Genomic DNA, 17,224 nt, shown 5'->3' on the forward strand with positions numbered 1-17,224 from the left:
CACACCTGTTGAACGCCATCATGCGGCGGCTGTAGAGACGACCGCGGAAAGAACCATGAACCCGGCAGTGGATCACTTTTGTCTATCGGGGTTGACATCGTGCCCGCGATTAAAGAACGGACGACTACCTAACCGCGCCGGCGCCAACATCGTGCGTGGGATTTCGTCGTAGATCGCAGGTTGGCGCAGAAAAGCGTGCAAATGGCGGAGAGAGTGGGAGAGTCAAACCCACGATTTTCAACCATTCCACTTCGCAGAGGACTGAAAGCTGCTGAGTAGGCGCTCGCCTGACTCCTCGCCGAGCGCTTGTTGATTTATTTTTGCGAGCTAATGCCGTCCGATGGTGGAAATCAGCGCTCTCGCTCCTTCATTTTTACCCGTCCCTCGTGGTGCACCTGGTCTTTGTCGGTTGCCGCTTGATGGCGCTCCTGAACAGAGTTTAGGACATTTGCGCGTGCAAACGAACGACCGTTTTCGACATGGTGCGCGATCCGCTCCTTGGCGAACGCCACAATGCTCTGGCGAGCATTCTCATCGTTCGGCAGAGCGCGCTCGACAAGCTTGTTGATGACGACAAGCTGGGATTGAGCCGCGAGCAGGTCGGAATCCCGTGCGGCCGCCGGTCGGTCTGCACGGCGTGCCTCCACCGTCACACTCCACATGTTGCGCCACATCTGGCGCCGTTCAATGCCAGCGATTCCTGTGGCGGCGTCTCTGGACTTGATCGCCCTGATGACGGGTTCGACGCCATCCCTTCGCAGAGAGATGCGGTCGCCAGGCCTGGCGCCACTGTCTGCCACGTCAGTTACAACGCCGACGCCCCACACCTGATGTCGCCTGCCATCATCCAGTTCAATGGCTACATAGGTTGACGGCTCCGCGTCGGTGCGGTTGCGATACGGGCCAAAACCGACCTCCATGAGACGTCCGGAAACGCCCTTGTCGTAATCGAGCCTATCCGCCTGTGTTGACCTGTCGGAGGCCGAGCGAGCCTCGACATCGTTAGTCCGGGCGTGGGCTCGATCCCATGCTACTCGTCGGTCAGCGAGCGCCTGGCGATCAAGCTCGTTTGGCTGATAGCCCTGCACCTCTATTCCGCGTGCGCTAGCCTCAAGCCACGCCTCGCGCCGGAACTCGCCGGAACCACGGACGTGCAGTGCCTCCCACTGGCGATGTTGTGCCACGCTGACCATGTCCAGGATCACTTCGGCGGCAGCTATGCGGGTGACCAGGCGATTGTCAGTGGTCTTGAACGCGAGGTACTCTTTCCGCTCATCGGCATAGAGCCGCGCCTCGCGTCCAGATCTATCCTTTTCGGATTCACTGGCCACCACGTAATATTTCCGACGGATACGGTCCGGAAACGCACTATCGGAGACCTCCGCGGAAGGATTCTTGGAGGCTGTTGCTACCTTGTCTTCCCCTTTGTCTCGGCCGGAAGCGCGCCCCGCGCGACGTTGCCGCTCCAGGCTGAATTCCTTGCTCGCGTCATGCCTGTCGTTCATGCTGCTCACCCTTCTGCTTGCGGCCGCTCGGCCGCGTCGGCGGAATGACCTGAGCGTCGATGTAGTTCAGGGTCCAGGCTTTCAGCTCGTCTTCGGAGAGGCCTTCAAGGTCGATATCCACGTTACCGAAATCGAAGCTGGCGCCGGCAGGAATCGTGGAGGGGTCGGCCACCTCCTCATCGGTCATGGGCCGCGCTCGCAGTACCACGCGCAACTCGGCAAGCTCGGAGCGCAGCTCCTTGATCTCAGCGTCGAGCAGTGCGTTTGAGCGACCTTTGGGCATCTGCGGGATAGGCGCCGGCAGCAATCGTTCCAGAAAAGACTTATTCTCGTAATAAATGATCTTGTCGGCGATGATAGGGGGAATGCCGGTGCCGAGGATGAAGGCCTTGGATCTCGGAAGGAGCTTGAGCTCTTGAGGCAGCATCAGGGCGCGACGATGCTCGGACACCGTCTCGCTGGTCGCGCGCATCGCCAGCCCTTTTGGTCCGCTGCGGCTGCGGGCGTTCACAGTCTCGTAGCCGATGCGCTCCGAGAGCTCATTCGCCACGTCCTGCTCCTTCGGCGCAAACACGACCTCCACGGCGTGGTTGGTCATGAAGTTGCGCGCAGCATCGACCCCGTAGATCGCGCGGAGCTGCGCCGGGCTCTGGACCACCGTGAGAAGACGGATGCCGTACCCGGCGACGAAAGCGACCGATTTCGCCAGCACGTTGACATTGCCCAGCGCTGGAAATTCGTCCAGCAAGAGCAGCACCTTGCGGGCGAATTTGGGATTTTGTTCGGGTAGTTCGCGAGTGTTGAGGTCGACCACCTGCTGGAAGAACAGATTCAGGAGCGGTGCCATGCGGTCGAGATTGTCGGGTGTCACCCCGAGGTAAATGGAAATGGGACTCTGCCTCAGCTGCCGCAGATCGAAATCATTGGTCGAAGTTGCGGCATCGATGCGGGGATTGAGCCAAAGACCGAGGCGGGCCGTTACGGTCTTGCGTACCGAGTTCAAAGTGTTTTCGGAGGCGGCGAGAAAGTCGTTCAGCGCCGTGATGCAGTGCCGCGACAGTGGGGAAGGACCCGCCTTGCGGTCGGAGATGATCTTGCCGAAGTGAGCTTTGAGATCTTGAGTCGCCGATAGCTGGCGCAGGATCTCGCCAATCGTCAGTGGCAAGCCCGGCGTTTCCGCGACATATCCGCCAATCGCCACAAAGGATGAACGAGCCGCCTCGAACCAGAACGGATCGCCGCGGCTTTCGGCCGGAAACAGCATCACGGCGATGCGCTGCAGATCGTCATAGAGGTCCGCGGGGTCGCCGCGCACATAGCCCAGGGGATTGTAACGTGCGGTGCGACCGTTCTCGTCGAGAGGATCGAACAGATGGACTTCCTGCCCGTGGGCGGCGCGAAAGCCTGCCGAACGATCCCAGTTCTCTTTCTTGACGTCGAGGGCAACAACCGAATCCGGCCAATTGAGCAGGTTTGGAATGACATAGCCGACGCCCTTCCCCGCGCGGGTTGGAGCGTAGAGGAGGACGTGTTCCGATCCGCCGAAGCAGAGCAGTTTTCCATCTTTGCGGCCGAGCAGCAGACCGTCCTTGGATCGCAGGCCAGCGGCCTTGATCTCGCGCTCGGAGGCGAAACGGGCCTTGCCGTGAAGGGGAACGGGACGCTGCCGGAGAATGGCGCCGAGCAGGCCAAAGACCACAATCAGGCCGGCGAGCGTCGACAGCGTCAGCCAGCGGTCGAAGCGCGGGTCGGCACCATAGCGTGGCCAGCCTGTGGCGATCTCCGACCAGTGGAAGCCGCCATCGTGAAGTCTGAGCCCGAGCAGCAGGACGTTCGAGGCGACCAGTAGGAACACTGCGCCGGCCATGAGGGCAAGCGCAGTGCCCTGGGCTGCCTTAATGGGCGTGGTCGCGCTTGCGAGCGGGGTCATAGTAGATTTCCGAAATGCGATAGCGGCCGTTGCGCTTCTGCATCTGCACGACGACGTCGACAAGGTGCAGCAAAAGCGAACGGATATCGTCGCGATGAAGATCCCGTCCCTCCGCACTCTCCTTGACCAGTAGTGTCATCTGTTCGAAGGCAAGACGGGCGCTGTCGGCGTGAACCGTTGTGATCGATCCCGGGTGCCCTGAATTCACATTCCTGAGATAGAAGAAGGCGGTGCCGTCGCGCAGCTCCTGCAGCAGAATGCGATCGGGCCGCATGCGCAATGACGATCCCAGGAGTTCGCGGGGGCCGATCTTGGCCACGCCCTGTCCGTCCTTGGCGTAGAGCAGCCGGACGCAATTCTGATGCGGGATGACGAGCTCGGCGGTGTCTTCGATCGTAATGAGGCGTTCATGCGCCGGGATAGCCGCAATTAGCGCTTTGGACAGAGTGGTCTTGCCCGAACCGGTCGCCCCCGAGATCAGGATATTGCGGCGGGTGCGCACCGCAAGCTTAAGGAACTCGCACCATTGGCCTGCTTCTTTCAGGGTCAGCAGTCGATGCTCGTCGGCGTCCAGCTCGTCACTGGCAGGGCGGACCTCATCGAACAACCTTACCCGCTCAAGAGCGTCCAGGTTCATGGTCAGTGTCGACGGCTTGCGGATCGTGAGACTGATCATGCCCGCAGGCACTGCGGGTGGTACAACGATTTGACAGCGCTCCTCGCCGATCAGGTTGGTCGAGACCACCGGGTATTCCGGCCCTATATCCTGTCGGGTGTGACTGGCGGCCGCGGTTGCAAGATGTGAGAGGTAAGTTTGCGTGAGGGCCGCGGCTTCATGTCGAGTCCAACCGTCGGGCCCCTCCACGAAAACCTCGCCGGGACGGTTGACGACGATTTCGGTCAGAGTGTGGTCCGCGAGGTACGGCGCCAGCGGCTCGAGATAACGTGCCAGCACCAGACGCCCGCTATCATGTCCGATGGATGCGACTTGGCTCATTTTGTTACCGCCGCGGGCCCGACGATGCCTCCGGGGACGGTGCGGTCGAGAATCTGGGTGTGGCTTTCGATACGCGAGAGCTGATAGACCGACGAGAAATCGAGGTCGCGCGCGACAAAGATATTGACCAGTTTGCCCTGATTCTTGCTCAGCGTCGGCGGGATGTTGATGGACTGCTCGACGGCAATGCCGGCGGCGGTGTTGGTCGCGCCAGCCGTGTTGTTGATCTGGATCGAGCCGTCTTGCAGTTGCTGACGCCCGATCGAAGAGGCATCGCCGACGATCGACAACAACAGCGCCGAGCCGAAGCGCTCCCAGAAATGCGTGTCGATATCGCCGTCGAACCCGGCCCGGCCGAGCGCATCCGTGGCGGGCGAGGCCAGTGCCACGATGACACCGGTCGGCGTCTTGGCGCGAGCCCACAGGACGAACATCCGCTTTGAGCCGCGCCGGACGTTGCCGCGGTATTCGCCAACGACTTGCGTGCCCTTTTCCATAAGCACAACGTTGCCGGAATCCGACATCACGTCGCGCAGCACGACGCAGGAGACGAAGCCGGCCACGTCCGACGACATTGCGGTCTCGAGCACGCAAGGGATCGACGTGCCCTGGGTAACCAGGAGATTCCGATTGGGCAGCCGCGCCGCCCGCACGCCCTCGATCGGCGTGGGTTTGAGCTTGTCGGCAAGCTCGTTGCGTGGCTCGGCTCGCCCGAAATCATAGGGATCAACGGGGACACCTCCGGTCGGGACGTTGCGGGCCGAGCGTCCCGATGCCACCGGCCGATTGTAGGCCAGCACCGGTGCGCGCCGCGCGCTTTCGAGCATCTGGTCGGGAGCCGGCGCGGGGGCCGCCGGCGTGGCTGAGATAGGTGCGACAGGAATGGATGCCGTGGTGACCGGTGCGGCGGGTGTTTCCGCAACAGGCTCGAAGGCCGCCGCCTGGCGGATCATGAGCTTTCGGGCCGAATCCGAGACCGGCTTATCGCTTTTCCAGGTCCCCCAGATGATCAGGAAGGCGAATGCGGTGAGCGCGAGCGCGCCGAAGCCGCGTTTGAGTATCGCCGTTCGACCGCTGTCCCCTCCTCCCACCGGGGTAATTCCGCGCTCGCCGGCAAGCGTCTCATGTTCAAGCTCGGTCATGTTGCACCCGCCTCATCGTGCTTTAAGGGTTGGAGATGACCTCTTCGCCCGCCGTTCGACCGAGGGGCTCGTGGTGTTGGTGCCGGGATTGACACCGACAGCATCGAACGCTTCGTTGAAGATGCAGAGCACGATGTCGCCCTTGCGCAGTCGAAACTCGCGAGCCGTGGCGTGGACAACAACCAGCTCGCCACGGACATCCTTGGGCACCAGACTTTCAGAGCCATCCGAGTTGATCAGATAGATCGCGGGGATCTCGCGATTGCCAGCGAAGCGGAACGTGGTCTCCTTGCCGTCGTCGAAGACCGCTTCGGGCTCGAGGTCGACCGACCCCTGCGCCGAAAAGCGCCAGTTGCGCGCACCATAGGCATGATGTAGGTCAAACGTCTGATCTATCAGCGCGCCTTCCCGCTCGGCGCTCCGGGCCGCCGCCTCGATGCGCCGGCGCTCGATCTCGTCGCCGGGATAGGCAAAGCGGACCACGAAGTAGCTGTCGGCCAGCGTCGTCTCGGCGATCGACAGCTCGAACTGATAGGAGCGTTTGCGTCCATCGGGCCGGGTAGTGACAACCTGCAGATTGGTCGGCGGATGTTTTTCTCGGGGTTTGAGGAACAGGATTGAACCCGCGGGTGCGACTTCCCATGCAATCGCGTCGCCGATGGCCACATGCGCGACTTCCTCGTCATCGGCAAACACGACCTGGGTCGAGGCGCGGATGACGCCGTTGAGGCGGACCACATTGGCTGGGTCATAGGTCACAGTACGTACGCGCGCATCGTGTTGACCAGGCACCGGCTGCTGCAGTGCCAGCACGGGTGCCGCAAATCCGAGAGCTAAAATGATCAGAAGCGCGAAACGTTTCATGGCACGACCTCCGGATCGGCGCGATATTCCGAAACCAGAAAGCCGAGCGGATTGATCAGGCGGTCTGCAGAGGACATTGGCGCGTTGGCGTAAGAGAACGTCACGGTCGAAACCCAATGGGTCACATGGGTTTCCTCGCCCTTGCGGCTCTCTTTCATGAACCGCACAGACGCGACGTTGTCGGCCAGGAGAGAAATCGCCTTGATACGGACCGTGGCAATCCCGAAGCGGCCCTGAACGACTTGCGGGCTTTCGGGATTGGAGCCCCGGTACCAGGCAGCGAAGCGGGCCTGTTCGCCTTGACCCGAAAGCAGCGAAATCGTCCGAAAATTGGTTTCGGCTTCCGGGTAGCTGTAACCTTCCCGCGCGCGAACGTAGCGTCCAAGGAAATACTTGGTGACGGCTTCGTCGTAGCGCGCCGGCGTCGAATTGAGGGCCGAGACGGTGTCGACAATACCGGTAGAATTGTCGACTCGAATGACGAATGGCTCGACGGTTTTCAGCGGCGCTAGCGCGGCGACGGCACCGACTGAGGCCACCGCCAAGGCGCAGGCGCCAGCGGCAACCACCCACGCTGTTCGCCGCGAGCGATGGGCGGACAGAAGCAGATCCTGTTCCCATCGCCGCGCATTGTCGAAATAGCTTTTCAGATCATCCTGCCGAACCATCTCACGCCTCCTTGCCGCAGGCGCGATACGAGGCTGCAATGTTGCCCCTTTGGCCGAACGTGGCGAGATGGGTCGACGTTGCGGACGAGTCGCCTTCGCCCTTCCGGATGATGGGGGCGGACGGCGAAGCTTGGGGCTCGGGTGTCGCCGACGGCGCGCCGGACTCCCAATCCCAGAGCGAGCGATTAAGCGGCCGGCGAGCCAGGCCATCACATGAGGGTGGCCCCTTTGACCAGTTCGCGCAGCCCCCAAGCTGCCATGCGATGACGCAAATGATGAATAGTCGACGCCACATCGTTCTGATGCCCCTGTTTTATTTGTCTCTGGCGATCATTGCTTAGGCCGCCGTCGTGCCCCGCGATTGAGCGCGCTGCATGCTGCCGCCCTGACGGCTGGCTCTGAGGGCAGCGAGGCCACGGCCGGCCGACCAGCGGGCGCCGGCATAGGCCCCTCCGGCCGCGGCCGTGGCATTGGCAATCATTGGGCTTGTGACCAGTCGGCTTGCCAGCGACGCTCCGCCCCCGGCAAGACCACCTGCGATGACCGGCAATTGAAGCGCGATGTAGCCGGAGAGTCCTAGTACTGCGCTGATCGCGACCGCGGCCACGACCATCTCGCCCGCCGTTCCCGCGTTTGCCGCGAACCTGTCGATGAAGCCGCTGACTGTGGTTAACATCAGCCCGACCAGAGCGACCACCAACACCAACAGAATCACGAAGTTGGCGACCTGCCGAAGCCAGGCTTCCGTGAACGGGCGGGTCGCCTCAAACAGTCCCAGCGCAATGAAGATCGGACCGAGCGCGATGACGACGCCAAGACCCACTTTGGCGTAGAGCAGAATGGCGAATTGCAGGAACGATCCGACGGCCACAAAGACCAGGAGAATGGCCGCAATCAGCGCGGGTGCGATGTTGGTCAGGCCAGCCTGCTCATAGATCTTGTTGGCAACATCAATTCCTTTGGACAGAAGCTGATCGAACGGAGCGCCGGAACTGGTATTCAGTCCAGATCCCGCCAGCGCATTGCCGATCTCCTTTGGCAAAGAGTCGAAGAACAATCCTGTCACGTACTGTTGGAACGTGCTCGAATTCGTCGCTAGCAGCACCACAACTACGATCCGCATCGCCCGCCAGGCAAATTCCATGACCGGCTCGGAAATCGCTCCCCGCATCACTGCAAAACCGTAGAGGATAACGTAGAGCATTACGGCGGTGCGCAGCGGACCATCGATGTAGGAGGCAAGATTCGAAACCGAGGTCGACACGAATGCCGTGATCGGTTGCTCGAACTCTTTCAAGAAGCTGTCGAAGACGTTAACGGCCATCGCGCGATCCTTATTTCAGGGCATCTTTCATTTCTTGGACGGTGACCTTGTTGCGGGCTTCATTGGCGTTGACGCAATTTGGCGTCTTTGCGAGTTCGCCCGGGTTATCGCGGCACGCCTTGAGAGCCACCGCAAGCTCGTCGCGATGCTCGAAAAACCAGCCAACTGTTTTCGTCGGACGACCGGTGTCGGTCTCGTTGCAGCCCGTGAGGCTGATTGTTGTGGCAAGCAATAACAGAATAGAAGTCATCTTTTTCATTGCAAAGCCGCCTTGATTTCATCGACCAATTGTCGCTGTTTCTCCCGCTCCCGCTGTCCATCCATGTCCGTGCGGGCCTGCTGGATCATCGCCAGACCCTGCATTCGGAGGACGTCGTTCTGCAGCAGCGCCTGTTCGGCCTGCAGCCGCGCGGATAAATCGAGGATCTCCTTGGCGTCGGTCGCCGAGCTGATGCGAGCCCTGAGCTCCTCAAGCGCATCGATGCGCTGCGAGGCCGTGTCGTACACGGCCTGGCCCATGGAGTGCTTCGCGCCCGTCTGCCGAGCGATCCGGTCGAACTCGCTCTGGTAGTACGAGTTGCCGCTGTTGCCGGCATACGCGCGGTTCTGCGAAAGATAATGGTTGATCGCGTCGGCGAAGTTGCCGCCACCCTGCCCCGCGACGAGACGTTCGATATCCGAAAACTGTTGGGGCAGAACTTTGCGGAACTGCGGCGTGTTCAAGAGCGCGCCGATGTCGTTGGTGTTCGTCCGCTTGTTGAAGCTGTCATAGAGCTGCTTGGCCTGGCTCAATTGATCCTGTGCGACCTTGAGCTGCGACGTCAGGGTATCGACCTGCTTCTTCAGCTCCGTCAGTTGCTCAAACTGCCGCGCATATACGCTTGGGTCGAACACGATTTCCGCCCTGGCCGGTGAGACCGTCAGCAGGATGACGACAGACAGGCAGGCGAGAGCCGCCACGATACGTTGAACCATCATCGGGCCGTCCTCCGTTCCGCATGAAATATTGGCAGCCATTGCGCCGGGTCGTCGCCTACTTGCTTGCGAATGCGGTCAAGCAGCTCGACTGTTTCCGTGCGTCCCGACAGGACGGCGAGCGCGTCGTCGAAGCCGCCAAGGTCGAGTTCTGCTACCACCGAGTTATGGCCTTGCTTGACCAGGAAGCGCCGGCTTTCCGGAGCGAGCTCCTCCTTGATCAAGCGGAATTCTGTGTCGGTCAGATGGAAGCCGTCGACATAGTCCGAGCGCGTTCCCCGCGCGTTCGGCAGGAAGATCTGGGTCGGGCATTGTTCGACAATGGTGTGCGCGATCGGCGAGGCCAACGCGTCGCGCGGCGACTGGGTCCCGAACACCATGACGCCGTTCTGCTTGCGGATGGTCTTGAGCTTGTTGTTGGCGAGATCACGAAAGGCCTCGTCGCCGAGCGCCTTCCAGAACTCGTCGATGTCGATGATGAGGCGCCGACCGTCGATCAACCGCTCAACGCGATGGAACAGGTACATCATAAGCGGTGTGCGCACCGTGGGATGATCCAGGAGATCGGTCATGTCGAAACCGATGAACCGGGCGTCGAGGCCGATGGCGTCGTGATCGCCGTCGAGCACCCAGCCGAAGGGAGCGCCGCGGCACCATCGCTCGAGCCGCGCACCAATGCCCTCGCGGTCCTGCTGTCCGAGAAAAGCCCGCAGTGTCCCGAACGATCGCTCCGACTGGCGCAATTGACCGAGCGCGCGCAGTCCGGAATCGATCCGTTCCTCCTCGATCACGGTCAGCGGGCGATCGTCCGGGGTGACGAGCTTCCGGATCAACTCGCCCAGGAAGGAAAGATTGGCTGGCGTCAGCTCCAGTGCCTTGAGCGGCGCGCACCCGGTCGGGGCGCCATTGTGGAGCGTCAGATAGGTGCCGCCGGAGGCGCGCACGAAGATCTCGGCGCCACGGTCCTTGTCGAAGAAGACGTAGGAAGCGCCTAACCGCTCGGCCTGAGCGAGCAGGAAGTTCTGTACGACGGTCTTGCCGGATCCCGACGGGCCGCAGATGAAAGTGTTGCCGAGATCGCCGTGATGAAAGGAAAAGTAGAAGGGCGAGCCGGACGCCGTCTTGAGCATCGCAACCGCCGGACCCCAATGGTTGCCAGCAGGCTGACCGGTGGGATAGGTGTGGAACGGAGAGAATGCTGCGAAATTCCGCGAGTTAATCGCACCAGTGCGTGCCCGGTATTTGAACAACCCGGGGAGCTGGGCCCAATAGGCGGCTTCAAGTCCAAGATCTTCCCGGGCGACCACCGCACCGGCGTCGGCCAGTGCGCGCCGGGCCACGCTCATGTGGTCCTGTAGCTGCGACGGCGTATCGGCGTAGACCAAGAGCGAGAGGTGATGGTCTCCAAGCACGAACCGGTTGGATTCGAGGTCGTCGAGCGCGTCAGAGAGCTCGTCGATCTGTGACGCGGCCGGATCCTGGGCTGAGACCAGCTGGTTCTGCTTGCGCGTCAGGACCGTTTTGGCGTCCGCCTTCGCCAAGAACGCGAATGATTGTGTGACGATGAGTTCGAACGGCGCCGAAAGCAGCGCGTTTAGCAGGCCAGGCTTGGTGGACGCCGGATATTCCTTCAGCCCGAACATGCCAGCGAAGCGCGATCCGCCGGCGCCGCGGATCTCGAGTGCTTCGCGGCCGAAGATGACACGGTTTGAATAGAGTGCGGAGCCGACCGGCCCTTGCGGCAAGGGCATCGGCATCCATTCCCCGGAGGCGAGCGCGTGGAGTAACTCCATCGGTTCTGAGAAGGCGATGCCGTCGTGCTCGACCAATCCGACCGCACGGGCGCCGTAACGGTCGAGGGCCGCAACGATGTCTCGTGTTGCGTCGTCAAGCCGCTTCAGGGCGGCGCTGTCGACCTCGGCGGAATCTGCGGTGCTTCGGCTGAGCCGCCGAAAGAACGCAGCCGCCGTATCGGTTGCCGCACGGCCGGGGTGACAAACCAGGGTCAGATAGAGATCGTTGCGAAATAGCGCTTCCTTGCAAAGCCGTTCGCGATATTGGGCGTCAAGTGCGGCTGCAAAGGTCGACCGGAAGGAGCCGGCGGGATAAACGGACGTCCGGCGGCGCACCAGGTGGCTCCAGAGCGCCAGCTGCGGATCTGCAACATTGCGCAAGGTGAGATTCAGCTTGCCGTGAAGATCGTTCAGATCCGACGTCTCGGCTGTCTCAAAAGAGGTGCCGTCAATCCGGATTACCGTCGCCAGGGCTCGGGTCGTGAGGCTGATCACCGTGTTGGTGACATGCCGGCCGAACGGCAGGTAGATGTCGGGCTCGATCTCCCGGGTTTTCAGCGTCCTGTTACGCATTACCGAGGTCCCTTGTTCGATATCGCCGCAGGAGCTTGAGCGGCGTGCAGGACGAGCCGCCCCAGAATGCGGCGTTGCGCGCGCGGCCTCGGGTTTCGATCCAGGCAAGCAGGATCCGGAACATGTTGGGGTCATGCCGGCAGATGACGCGGCAAAGCCCATGGATCGGAAGCGCGACCAGGCCGTAGACGATGCTCCCGGCCACCAGGAACAGGATGCAGGAAAACATCACGTTGAGGGCCATGGCTTCCATGGTGACTCCGGCGACCATGGCGGGACGTGTACAGGCGAGGAATAAGGTATCCTCGGTGAGTCGCGCGGCCCCGCTCATCAGTGACCCCCAGTCAGCGTCGAGACCACCTCGGAGGCGCCGAAGGTGATGGCAACGCCGAGCACGACATAGGCCGCCTTGCGCAGATCGAGATAGCCGAACATCCAGGCGATGCCGACGATGATGACCGCTAGCGTTGCCAGCAGACGAGCAACGTTGCCGGTCAGCATGTTGACAATGTTCTGCAGCACGCCTTCGATGTTCGCGGTCTGCGCCAGCGCCGGCTCTACCAAGGCGATGCTGAGCACGGCCCCCATGCAAAGAAGGGCAGCGGAGTGTTTAAGAGGAGAAGTCATGGCACGGCTCCGATTGGCACCGCAGCCGGACCCCATCCCGGACCACGGTATTGAGTTGAGGTGGAAAAACGACGTTTTCTCATCGTTCGTAGACGAAAGCTGACGTGCCTAGTCCCGAGCGATAGACGTCCCAGCGCGGGGGCTCACTGGCAGACGCTGCGGGTGGATTGATTGTCGTATCGCCGGTGGGGCGGTCACGATCGGTGGTCGCCATCGGCTGGATGCCAGGCTCGGATGCTCGGCTGGGAGCTTTGGACGCAAAGCTCGCAACAACCTCGGCAATCGTCCGGTCTTGATCTGCGCTTTTCATGCTCGCAGCTTGCAGGCGCGCGTCGAATAATTTGCCAAGGCCAGCAATGTGTTGGCACGCATCGAAGGTGGTGGCAGCCGTCAGCCCGGCCTTTTTTGTCTCCTCAGCATCAAGTTGGGCGAGACCGGTTCGGACCTGCTGGCCGCTAGCGATGGCCTCGGTCGCGAGCTGGATGGCTTCGTCACGGTCGGTCGCCTGAATCGGAATCGGTTTGCGACCTTCAATCGTGATGAGCAGCGGCTCGAATGAGCTCGCCTGCCGCACGATGGCCGTCAGCGGCCGAGCCATTGCGGTCGGGGCGCATCGTTCGACCAGAGCCGCGAATGCAGCGGGATCCATGGTGAGAACCTTTTGTCAGGAACTGAGGGCGTTCGAAGTTAAGCAGCGATCGCCAGGCTTGATGGCGCCTCAATTGCACGGCCCGAAATCTGCCCAGCCACTCGGATCGCGCCGAGAGCCTCACCGGAGATCGGCATCAAGCCGGCTACGGCATTGGTCGAGCCGATTTGGCGAGGCAAGCCGAGGCGATCGAGATGCCATCCGGCCCGACGCAGGACGCGCTCCATGCGCAGATCAGTGACCGTTGCGATGGCCTGAAGATTGTGCTGCTGCCCCCATTCGATCATGGCTGCAAACAGCAGGAACGTCGCTTTGCGCAGACCATTCTCTGCTGTCGCCGCCGCACTCTTGGTGTCAACGCAAAAGCGCGAGCTCTCCCAAATCGTGGTCGCCTTCGGAGCCGGGTTGCCATCCAGCAACACTGGGAACGTATCGGCGAGCATGTTGCGCCCGGTGGTCGGCAGCAAGCGAACACAGCCAACAACGTCGTTCTGCTCAAGCACCAGGAGATAAGTGGGCTTAAAGGTGTCATACTGATCGATCTCTAATCCGTTGGAAACAGAGACGTCCCAGTCGAGCCGATCCTTGAACACGCGCCTGCGCAGGCGATGCATTCCTAGCGTTAGTTCGGAGTCCTGCAGGAGTGCCGCACGGCTACGCACAATGACCTTCATTCTTAACCTCAAACTTACGAATCACAGCCTCGAGATCAAGAAAGCAGCCACGGTCCCTGCGTTGCGCTGTCAGTTCTGACAGGGCGCTATGGATCTGTTGGGTCGCGAACCGTATTCGCATGGTGCGGGGCGATCCGCGCGCACTTTGGAAACTGTATAAGTTCCGTGATGCGCAGGTCTGACAGCGCAGGGAATGAAATTCCTTAGGTTCTACCAAAGGGAGAAATATTTTGCTTTGAGGGGCTGCAGTCAGAGGTTGTTCTCCTCTGGCGTATGTGCGCGTTGCTGCTGTAGCTGTAGTTTTGACAGGGCGATATTGAATTGTTCGTGCCGCAAAGTTGCCGCAACGTCGCAATAAATGCCTGCACGTGGAACGCGAATCGTCAGAATATTCGCGTTGTGGGAACTAAGAAACGACTGAAGTGGCGCGATGAAAGATGTCAAAAGAGCATGCGATGAATTTGTCGATTGTCTTCACACTGTCCAAACAGAAGATGATTTTCGACGTGTTGCGGAACGAGCCGCGCATGCTTTGGGGTTCCGATGGTTCGCTTATTTTGGTCAGCGCGCGAATGGCCCCAATCTGATCTCATCCTATCCAAAGAGCTGGACCAGCCACTATTTCCGGGAAGGCTATCACAACATCGACCCCGTTCTTCAGGAGCCGCGAAGTACGAGCCGATTATTCCTGTGGGATGGCCGTGAGGCGCGAAGCGCAAGGTCGCCGAAAGAGCGCCGTCTGTTTGACGATGCACTGAGTTTCAAGATCAGGACCGGCCTGACGGTTCGCATTCCCTCGAGCCAAAACCAGTTCGCGGCGTTTACGCTTGCGGTCGACGAGCGCAGCCTGGGACTCGATCGTTTCATTGAGGCCTCGCAAGAGATGTTGGAAATGGTGGGTCTCACCTATCATGCGCATGTGAGCGCCAGGATTGGACGCACCTCGGCAGCGGGCGAGATCGTTTGCCCTCTGACGCAACGCGAGCGGCAGTGTCTCGCCTGGGTCTCCGATGGCAAGACGATGCAGGATATTGCCCAGCTCCTCGGTGTTAGCTCGCGGGGTGTGAAGTTTCATCTGGACAATGCCAGGCGCAATCTTGCTGCATTGACCCTCCCGCACGCTGTGGCGCTCGCGTTTCGGCAGGGATTGCTCCCGTAATGCGCAAAACAGCTGTCCGCCTCGTGAAGAAGTTCCAAGTTCGACGGTTCAATCAGGATGATAGGTTGGGCCGTTGCATTCAAGGCGCGGGGTTCTTTGGAACATAACCACGGCGCCTTTTGCGGACGAGCCACGCCTCGAGCGCTTCGACGGCCTGGACCCTCCCGGCAAACAGGTCCATCCGCCGGCTGCCGCGTTGGCCGAGACGCCCCCATTCGCGCACCAACGCAGTATCACCGAACAGAGTCGGTTCAATCGTGAGGACATAGAACCTGGCCATATTACAGGCCGGATCGCACCGTTGGAGCACGAGGTATGGCACCGTGAGTTCGGACATGCGCAAGAATCGCAACTGTCGAAACCACCGTCCAATTAATTTATCGAATCGATCATGGCTCTCGATTCAGAAGTTTAATACCGATGATGAGAGCCATTGAGGTGTTCAGTGGTCGGTCTTGGAAAATATATCGGCTGTTGTGCGCCTCTCGCTGCGAAGAAAGCGGGCGTCGCCCTGCGGGCCGGGCTGGAGGCTGCGCTGAAGCCCCGCGAGCGGGTCTTCCCCCTTACGGGCTGCCATCCCTGACGCGAAGCGGCCCGAGTCCCCGAACAGCCAGCTGCTGAGTCTATCGGAAGCCCCGCGTGTTCGTGTTGGACCTGAACCCTAAACGCAAACGAAGCCTTTAGCCTCAAGGACATTGAACGGCAGCGGAACCTTCGCGGAGCAGCAGCCAGCCGGCCAAATCGACGTTCGCTCCGGACAAAACGACGGCGGCTGTTCTCGTAGTCAATCAGACCGACACTGCATCCGCGGCCGAACCATGTGCATTTCGACTCACATGCTTTCGGTGAAGGACGTACCCCGCTCTCGAATGGGCTTTCCTTGGTTCTGGTGCGGCCTTCCACGATCAACCCACAAAGGGGTTCGCTACGCAAGCGTGCGATCTCTTCGGCTCCGCCTTCGAGGTGACCGCAGCCGCCCCTGAACACGTCGGCGCCTGTCGAGCGGGGATGGTCCCCGCCGCAAGACGGGAGCCTTCAATGTCGCACAATCTCGCCCTCGCTCAGAACCACGCCTTCGATCTGGCCCGCACGCTGATGGTGCCGGTCATCCTTTTCCAGGCTGAGAACGAGTTCGGCGTGATGGTCTCCAGCGAATATGACGGCCACCAGGACGCCATCGTCCATGAATACGACCCCTGGTGCCCGGCTCATTGAGCCGGGTGGCCGGCTGCCGCTGGCGCCATGCCGGCTGCAAGGGAAGCTTCGCCGCGCACAGCTATCTGACAAATTCGACAGCTTGTCCGCGCGCCCTTGCGCCCGGCAGGCTTCGCGGCCGGTCGGGGATGTGCCGCAAGGCCAGGAACGAGTGAGACCAATAGAAGAAGGGCCGGACGTCGCCCGCGCGACGCCGGTGCAAACAATGGACAAGAGAGAAATAGAAGAGCTCCGCAAAAAGGTTGGCTGCGAGGCTCTGCTTGAAAAAGACAGCTGGAAGGTCGACGTCAAGGAAAGCACCCGGCGAGCGATCAAATATCGCCGCGACAGCAACATCGTCATCGTCATCCACCAAGGTCGCGGCTGGTTCGATCCGTTGTCGCCGGCGAAAGGGGATGTGTTTTCGCTCGCCGAACATCTCGGTGCCGATGGCTTCATTGAGGCATGTGATCGTGTTGCGGATGTGGTTGGCTTCGTTCCCAGCTCACCTGCATGGCAGCGCCCGGCAAGGCCGAAGTCCCTTACGTCCGTAAAACAGCGGTGGACGCGCCGCTTAAGGCCGACCCCCGGCTCGCCAGCCTGGCGCTATCTGACCCGCCAGCGCGCGTTGCCGCCCGATATCCTGAAGCAGGCGGTCGCCTGCGATCAGTTGCGAGAGGGTCCCCAAGGCAGCATGTGGGCGGCGCATAGCGACTCGACTGGAGCGGTCACAGGCTGGGAGGAGCGTGGGCCGGCATGGCGGGGCTTCGCCACCGACGGTGCCAAGGAGCTTTTTCGATTCGGGTCGAAGCAGGCTGAGCGGATCTGCATCACCGAGGCGGCGATCGATGCCATGAGTCTCGCCGCGATCGAGGTCCTGCGCACCGACACACTTTATGTCAGCACCGGCGGCGGTTGGTCGCCGGCGACTGATGTCGCCATGCGCGGCCTGGCCAAGCGCGCCAACGCTCATCTCGTGGCGGCAACCGACAACAATCGGCAAGGCGACATCTACGCCGACCGTGTTCGCGCTATCGCCGCCGAAGCAAGTGCGCTGTATGCCCGATTGCGGCCCCGTGCCGGCGACTGGAATGAGGATTTAAGGGCCTGTCGGCTACCACTTGATGTGGCGCGCGACAGCAACGCGCAG

The 17,224-nt window shown here is 61.2% G+C and carries 18 protein-coding genes; 3 read left to right on the forward strand and 15 right to left on the reverse strand.

Going from position 1 to position 17,224, the window contains the following annotated elements:
- Positions 1-350 precede the first annotated feature (350 nt).
- From CV770_RS36725 to CV770_RS36795, 14 genes are all read right to left on the reverse strand, one after another.
- Positions 351-1,505, reverse strand: coding sequence for an LPD7 domain-containing protein (locus CV770_RS36725; RefSeq protein WP_104465832.1), 1,155 nt, complete (start codon positions 1,503-1,505; stop codon positions 351-353).
- Complete coding sequence (locus tag CV770_RS36730; RefSeq protein ID WP_104465816.1) at positions 1,489-3,435, reverse strand: type IV secretory system conjugative DNA transfer family protein; 1,947 nt, start codon at positions 3,433-3,435, stop codon at positions 1,489-1,491. The genes CV770_RS36725 and CV770_RS36730 overlap by 17 nt, the downstream gene beginning before the upstream one ends.
- Positions 3,401-4,432, reverse strand: a complete 1,032-nt coding sequence (gene virB11 / locus CV770_RS36735) for a P-type DNA transfer ATPase VirB11 (RefSeq protein ID WP_104465817.1) — start codon at positions 4,430-4,432, stop codon at positions 3,401-3,403. The genes CV770_RS36730 and virB11 overlap by 35 nt, the downstream gene beginning before the upstream one ends.
- Positions 4,429-5,574, reverse strand: a complete 1,146-nt coding sequence (gene virB10 / locus CV770_RS36740; protein ID WP_104465818.1) for a type IV secretion system protein VirB10 — start codon at positions 5,572-5,574, stop codon at positions 4,429-4,431. Before virB10 ends, virB11 begins: the two co-directional genes overlap by 4 nt.
- Before the next feature lie 12 nt (positions 5,575-5,586).
- The gene (gene virB9, locus CV770_RS36745; protein ID WP_104465819.1) at positions 5,587-6,438 is read right to left on the reverse strand and encodes a P-type conjugative transfer protein VirB9; all 852 of its coding nucleotides are present in this window, start codon (positions 6,436-6,438) and stop codon (positions 5,587-5,589) included.
- Complete coding sequence (locus tag CV770_RS36750) at positions 6,435-7,106, reverse strand: VirB8 family type IV secretion system protein (RefSeq protein WP_104465820.1); 672 nt, start codon at positions 7,104-7,106, stop codon at positions 6,435-6,437. Before CV770_RS36750 ends, virB9 begins: the two co-directional genes overlap by 4 nt.
- Positions 7,107-7,443: 337 nt before the next feature.
- Entirely contained in the window at positions 7,444-8,430 is a 987-nt protein-coding gene (locus tag CV770_RS36760) for a TrbL/VirB6 family protein (protein WP_104465822.1), read from the reverse strand.
- 10 nt (positions 8,431-8,440) lie between these two features.
- A complete protein-coding gene (locus CV770_RS36765; RefSeq protein ID WP_104465823.1) occupies positions 8,441-8,689 on the reverse strand; it encodes an EexN family lipoprotein in 249 nt (82 codons plus the stop codon).
- Positions 8,686-9,408: a P-type DNA transfer protein VirB5 gene (virB5, locus tag CV770_RS36770; protein WP_104465824.1), complete on the reverse strand. Its 723-nt coding sequence runs from the start codon at positions 9,406-9,408 to the stop codon at positions 8,686-8,688. The genes CV770_RS36765 and virB5 overlap by 4 nt, the downstream gene beginning before the upstream one ends.
- Positions 9,405-11,771, reverse strand: a complete 2,367-nt coding sequence (locus CV770_RS36775) for a VirB4 family type IV secretion/conjugal transfer ATPase (protein WP_104465825.1) — start codon at positions 11,769-11,771, stop codon at positions 9,405-9,407. Before CV770_RS36775 ends, virB5 begins: the two co-directional genes overlap by 4 nt.
- A complete protein-coding gene (locus CV770_RS36780; protein ID WP_104465826.1) occupies positions 11,764-12,102 on the reverse strand; it encodes a VirB3 family type IV secretion system protein in 339 nt (112 codons plus the stop codon). The genes CV770_RS36775 and CV770_RS36780 overlap by 8 nt, the downstream gene beginning before the upstream one ends.
- Positions 12,102-12,398 carry a TrbC/VirB2 family protein gene (locus CV770_RS36785; RefSeq protein ID WP_036029551.1) on the reverse strand — a complete coding sequence of 99 codons (297 nt, stop codon included), beginning with the start codon at positions 12,396-12,398 and terminating at the stop codon, positions 12,102-12,104. Before CV770_RS36785 ends, CV770_RS36780 begins: the two co-directional genes overlap by 1 nt.
- A 79-nt stretch (positions 12,399-12,477) precedes the next feature.
- A complete protein-coding gene (locus tag CV770_RS36790; protein ID WP_104465827.1) occupies positions 12,478-13,047 on the reverse strand; it encodes a lysozyme family protein in 570 nt (189 codons plus the stop codon).
- Positions 13,048-13,085: 38 nt separating this feature from the next.
- Positions 13,086-13,721 (reverse strand): acyl-homoserine-lactone synthase, encoded by a 636-nt coding sequence (locus tag CV770_RS36795; protein WP_104465828.1) that lies wholly within the window; start codon positions 13,719-13,721, stop codon positions 13,086-13,088.
- Positions 13,722-14,151: 430 nt separating this feature from the next.
- On the opposite strand from CV770_RS36795, the gene CV770_RS36800 reads away from it, so the two are divergent.
- Positions 14,152-14,880: an autoinducer binding domain-containing protein gene (locus CV770_RS36800; protein WP_104465829.1), complete on the forward strand. Its 729-nt coding sequence runs from the start codon at positions 14,152-14,154 to the stop codon at positions 14,878-14,880.
- Positions 14,881-14,959: 79 nt separating this feature from the next.
- Here the strand turns inward: CV770_RS36800 and CV770_RS36805 are convergent, their stop codons facing one another.
- Positions 14,960-15,217 (reverse strand): WGR domain-containing protein, encoded by a 258-nt coding sequence (locus CV770_RS36805; protein WP_104465830.1) that lies wholly within the window; start codon positions 15,215-15,217, stop codon positions 14,960-14,962.
- A 701-nt stretch (positions 15,218-15,918) separates the two neighbouring features.
- Between CV770_RS36805 and CV770_RS42915 the strand changes: the two genes are divergently transcribed.
- Both CV770_RS42915 and CV770_RS36810 read left to right on the forward strand, forming a co-directional pair.
- Positions 15,919-16,095 (forward strand): hypothetical protein, encoded by a 177-nt coding sequence (locus CV770_RS42915; RefSeq protein ID WP_201760197.1) that lies wholly within the window; start codon positions 15,919-15,921, stop codon positions 16,093-16,095.
- A 205-nt stretch (positions 16,096-16,300) separates the two neighbouring features.
- Positions 16,301-17,224: DUF3991 domain-containing protein (locus tag CV770_RS36810; protein WP_104465831.1), on the forward strand; the 924-nt coding region annotated here is incomplete at its 3' end.

This window comes from Bradyrhizobium sp. AC87j1 (genome assembly GCF_002936975.1).
GTDB lineage: Bacteria > Pseudomonadota > Alphaproteobacteria > Rhizobiales > Xanthobacteraceae > Bradyrhizobium > Bradyrhizobium shewense.

Coding starts and splice junctions, on each gene's coding strand:
- CV770_RS36795 (WP_104465828.1), bottom strand. CDS start 13,721: ATGAAGGTCATTGTGCGTAGCCGTGCGGCACTCCTGCAGGACTCCGAA.
- CV770_RS36780 (WP_104465826.1), bottom strand. CDS start 12,102: ATGAGCGGGGCCGCGCGACTCACCGAGGATACCTTATTCCTCGCCTGT.
- CV770_RS36730 (WP_104465816.1), bottom strand. CDS start 3,435: ATGACCCCGCTCGCAAGCGCGACCACGCCCATTAAGGCAGCCCAGGGC.
- CV770_RS36805 (WP_104465830.1), bottom strand. CDS start 15,217: ATGTCCGAACTCACGGTGCCATACCTCGTGCTCCAACGGTGCGATCCG.
- CV770_RS42915 (WP_201760197.1), top strand. CDS start 15,919: ATGTCGCACAATCTCGCCCTCGCTCAGAACCACGCCTTCGATCTGGCC.
- virB5 (WP_104465824.1), bottom strand. CDS start 9,408: ATGATGGTTCAACGTATCGTGGCGGCTCTCGCCTGCCTGTCTGTCGTC.
- virB11 (WP_104465817.1), bottom strand. CDS start 4,432: ATGAGCCAAGTCGCATCCATCGGACATGATAGCGGGCGTCTGGTGCTG.
- CV770_RS36785 (WP_036029551.1), bottom strand. CDS start 12,398: ATGACTTCTCCTCTTAAACACTCCGCTGCCCTTCTTTGCATGGGGGCC.
- CV770_RS36750 (WP_104465820.1), bottom strand. CDS start 7,106: ATGGTTCGGCAGGATGATCTGAAAAGCTATTTCGACAATGCGCGGCGA.
- CV770_RS36790 (WP_104465827.1), bottom strand. CDS start 13,047: ATGGATCCCGCTGCATTCGCGGCTCTGGTCGAACGATGCGCCCCGACC.
- virB10 (WP_104465818.1), bottom strand. CDS start 5,574: ATGACCGAGCTTGAACATGAGACGCTTGCCGGCGAGCGCGGAATTACC.
- CV770_RS36800 (WP_104465829.1), top strand. CDS start 14,152: ATGAAAGATGTCAAAAGAGCATGCGATGAATTTGTCGATTGTCTTCAC.
- CV770_RS36760 (WP_104465822.1), bottom strand. CDS start 8,430: ATGGCCGTTAACGTCTTCGACAGCTTCTTGAAAGAGTTCGAGCAACCG.
- CV770_RS36765 (WP_104465823.1), bottom strand. CDS start 8,689: ATGAAAAAGATGACTTCTATTCTGTTATTGCTTGCCACAACAATCAGC.
- CV770_RS36775 (WP_104465825.1), bottom strand. CDS start 11,771: ATGCGTAACAGGACGCTGAAAACCCGGGAGATCGAGCCCGACATCTAC.
- CV770_RS36725 (WP_104465832.1), bottom strand. CDS start 1,505: ATGAACGACAGGCATGACGCGAGCAAGGAATTCAGCCTGGAGCGGCAA.
- virB9 (WP_104465819.1), bottom strand. CDS start 6,438: ATGAAACGTTTCGCGCTTCTGATCATTTTAGCTCTCGGATTTGCGGCA.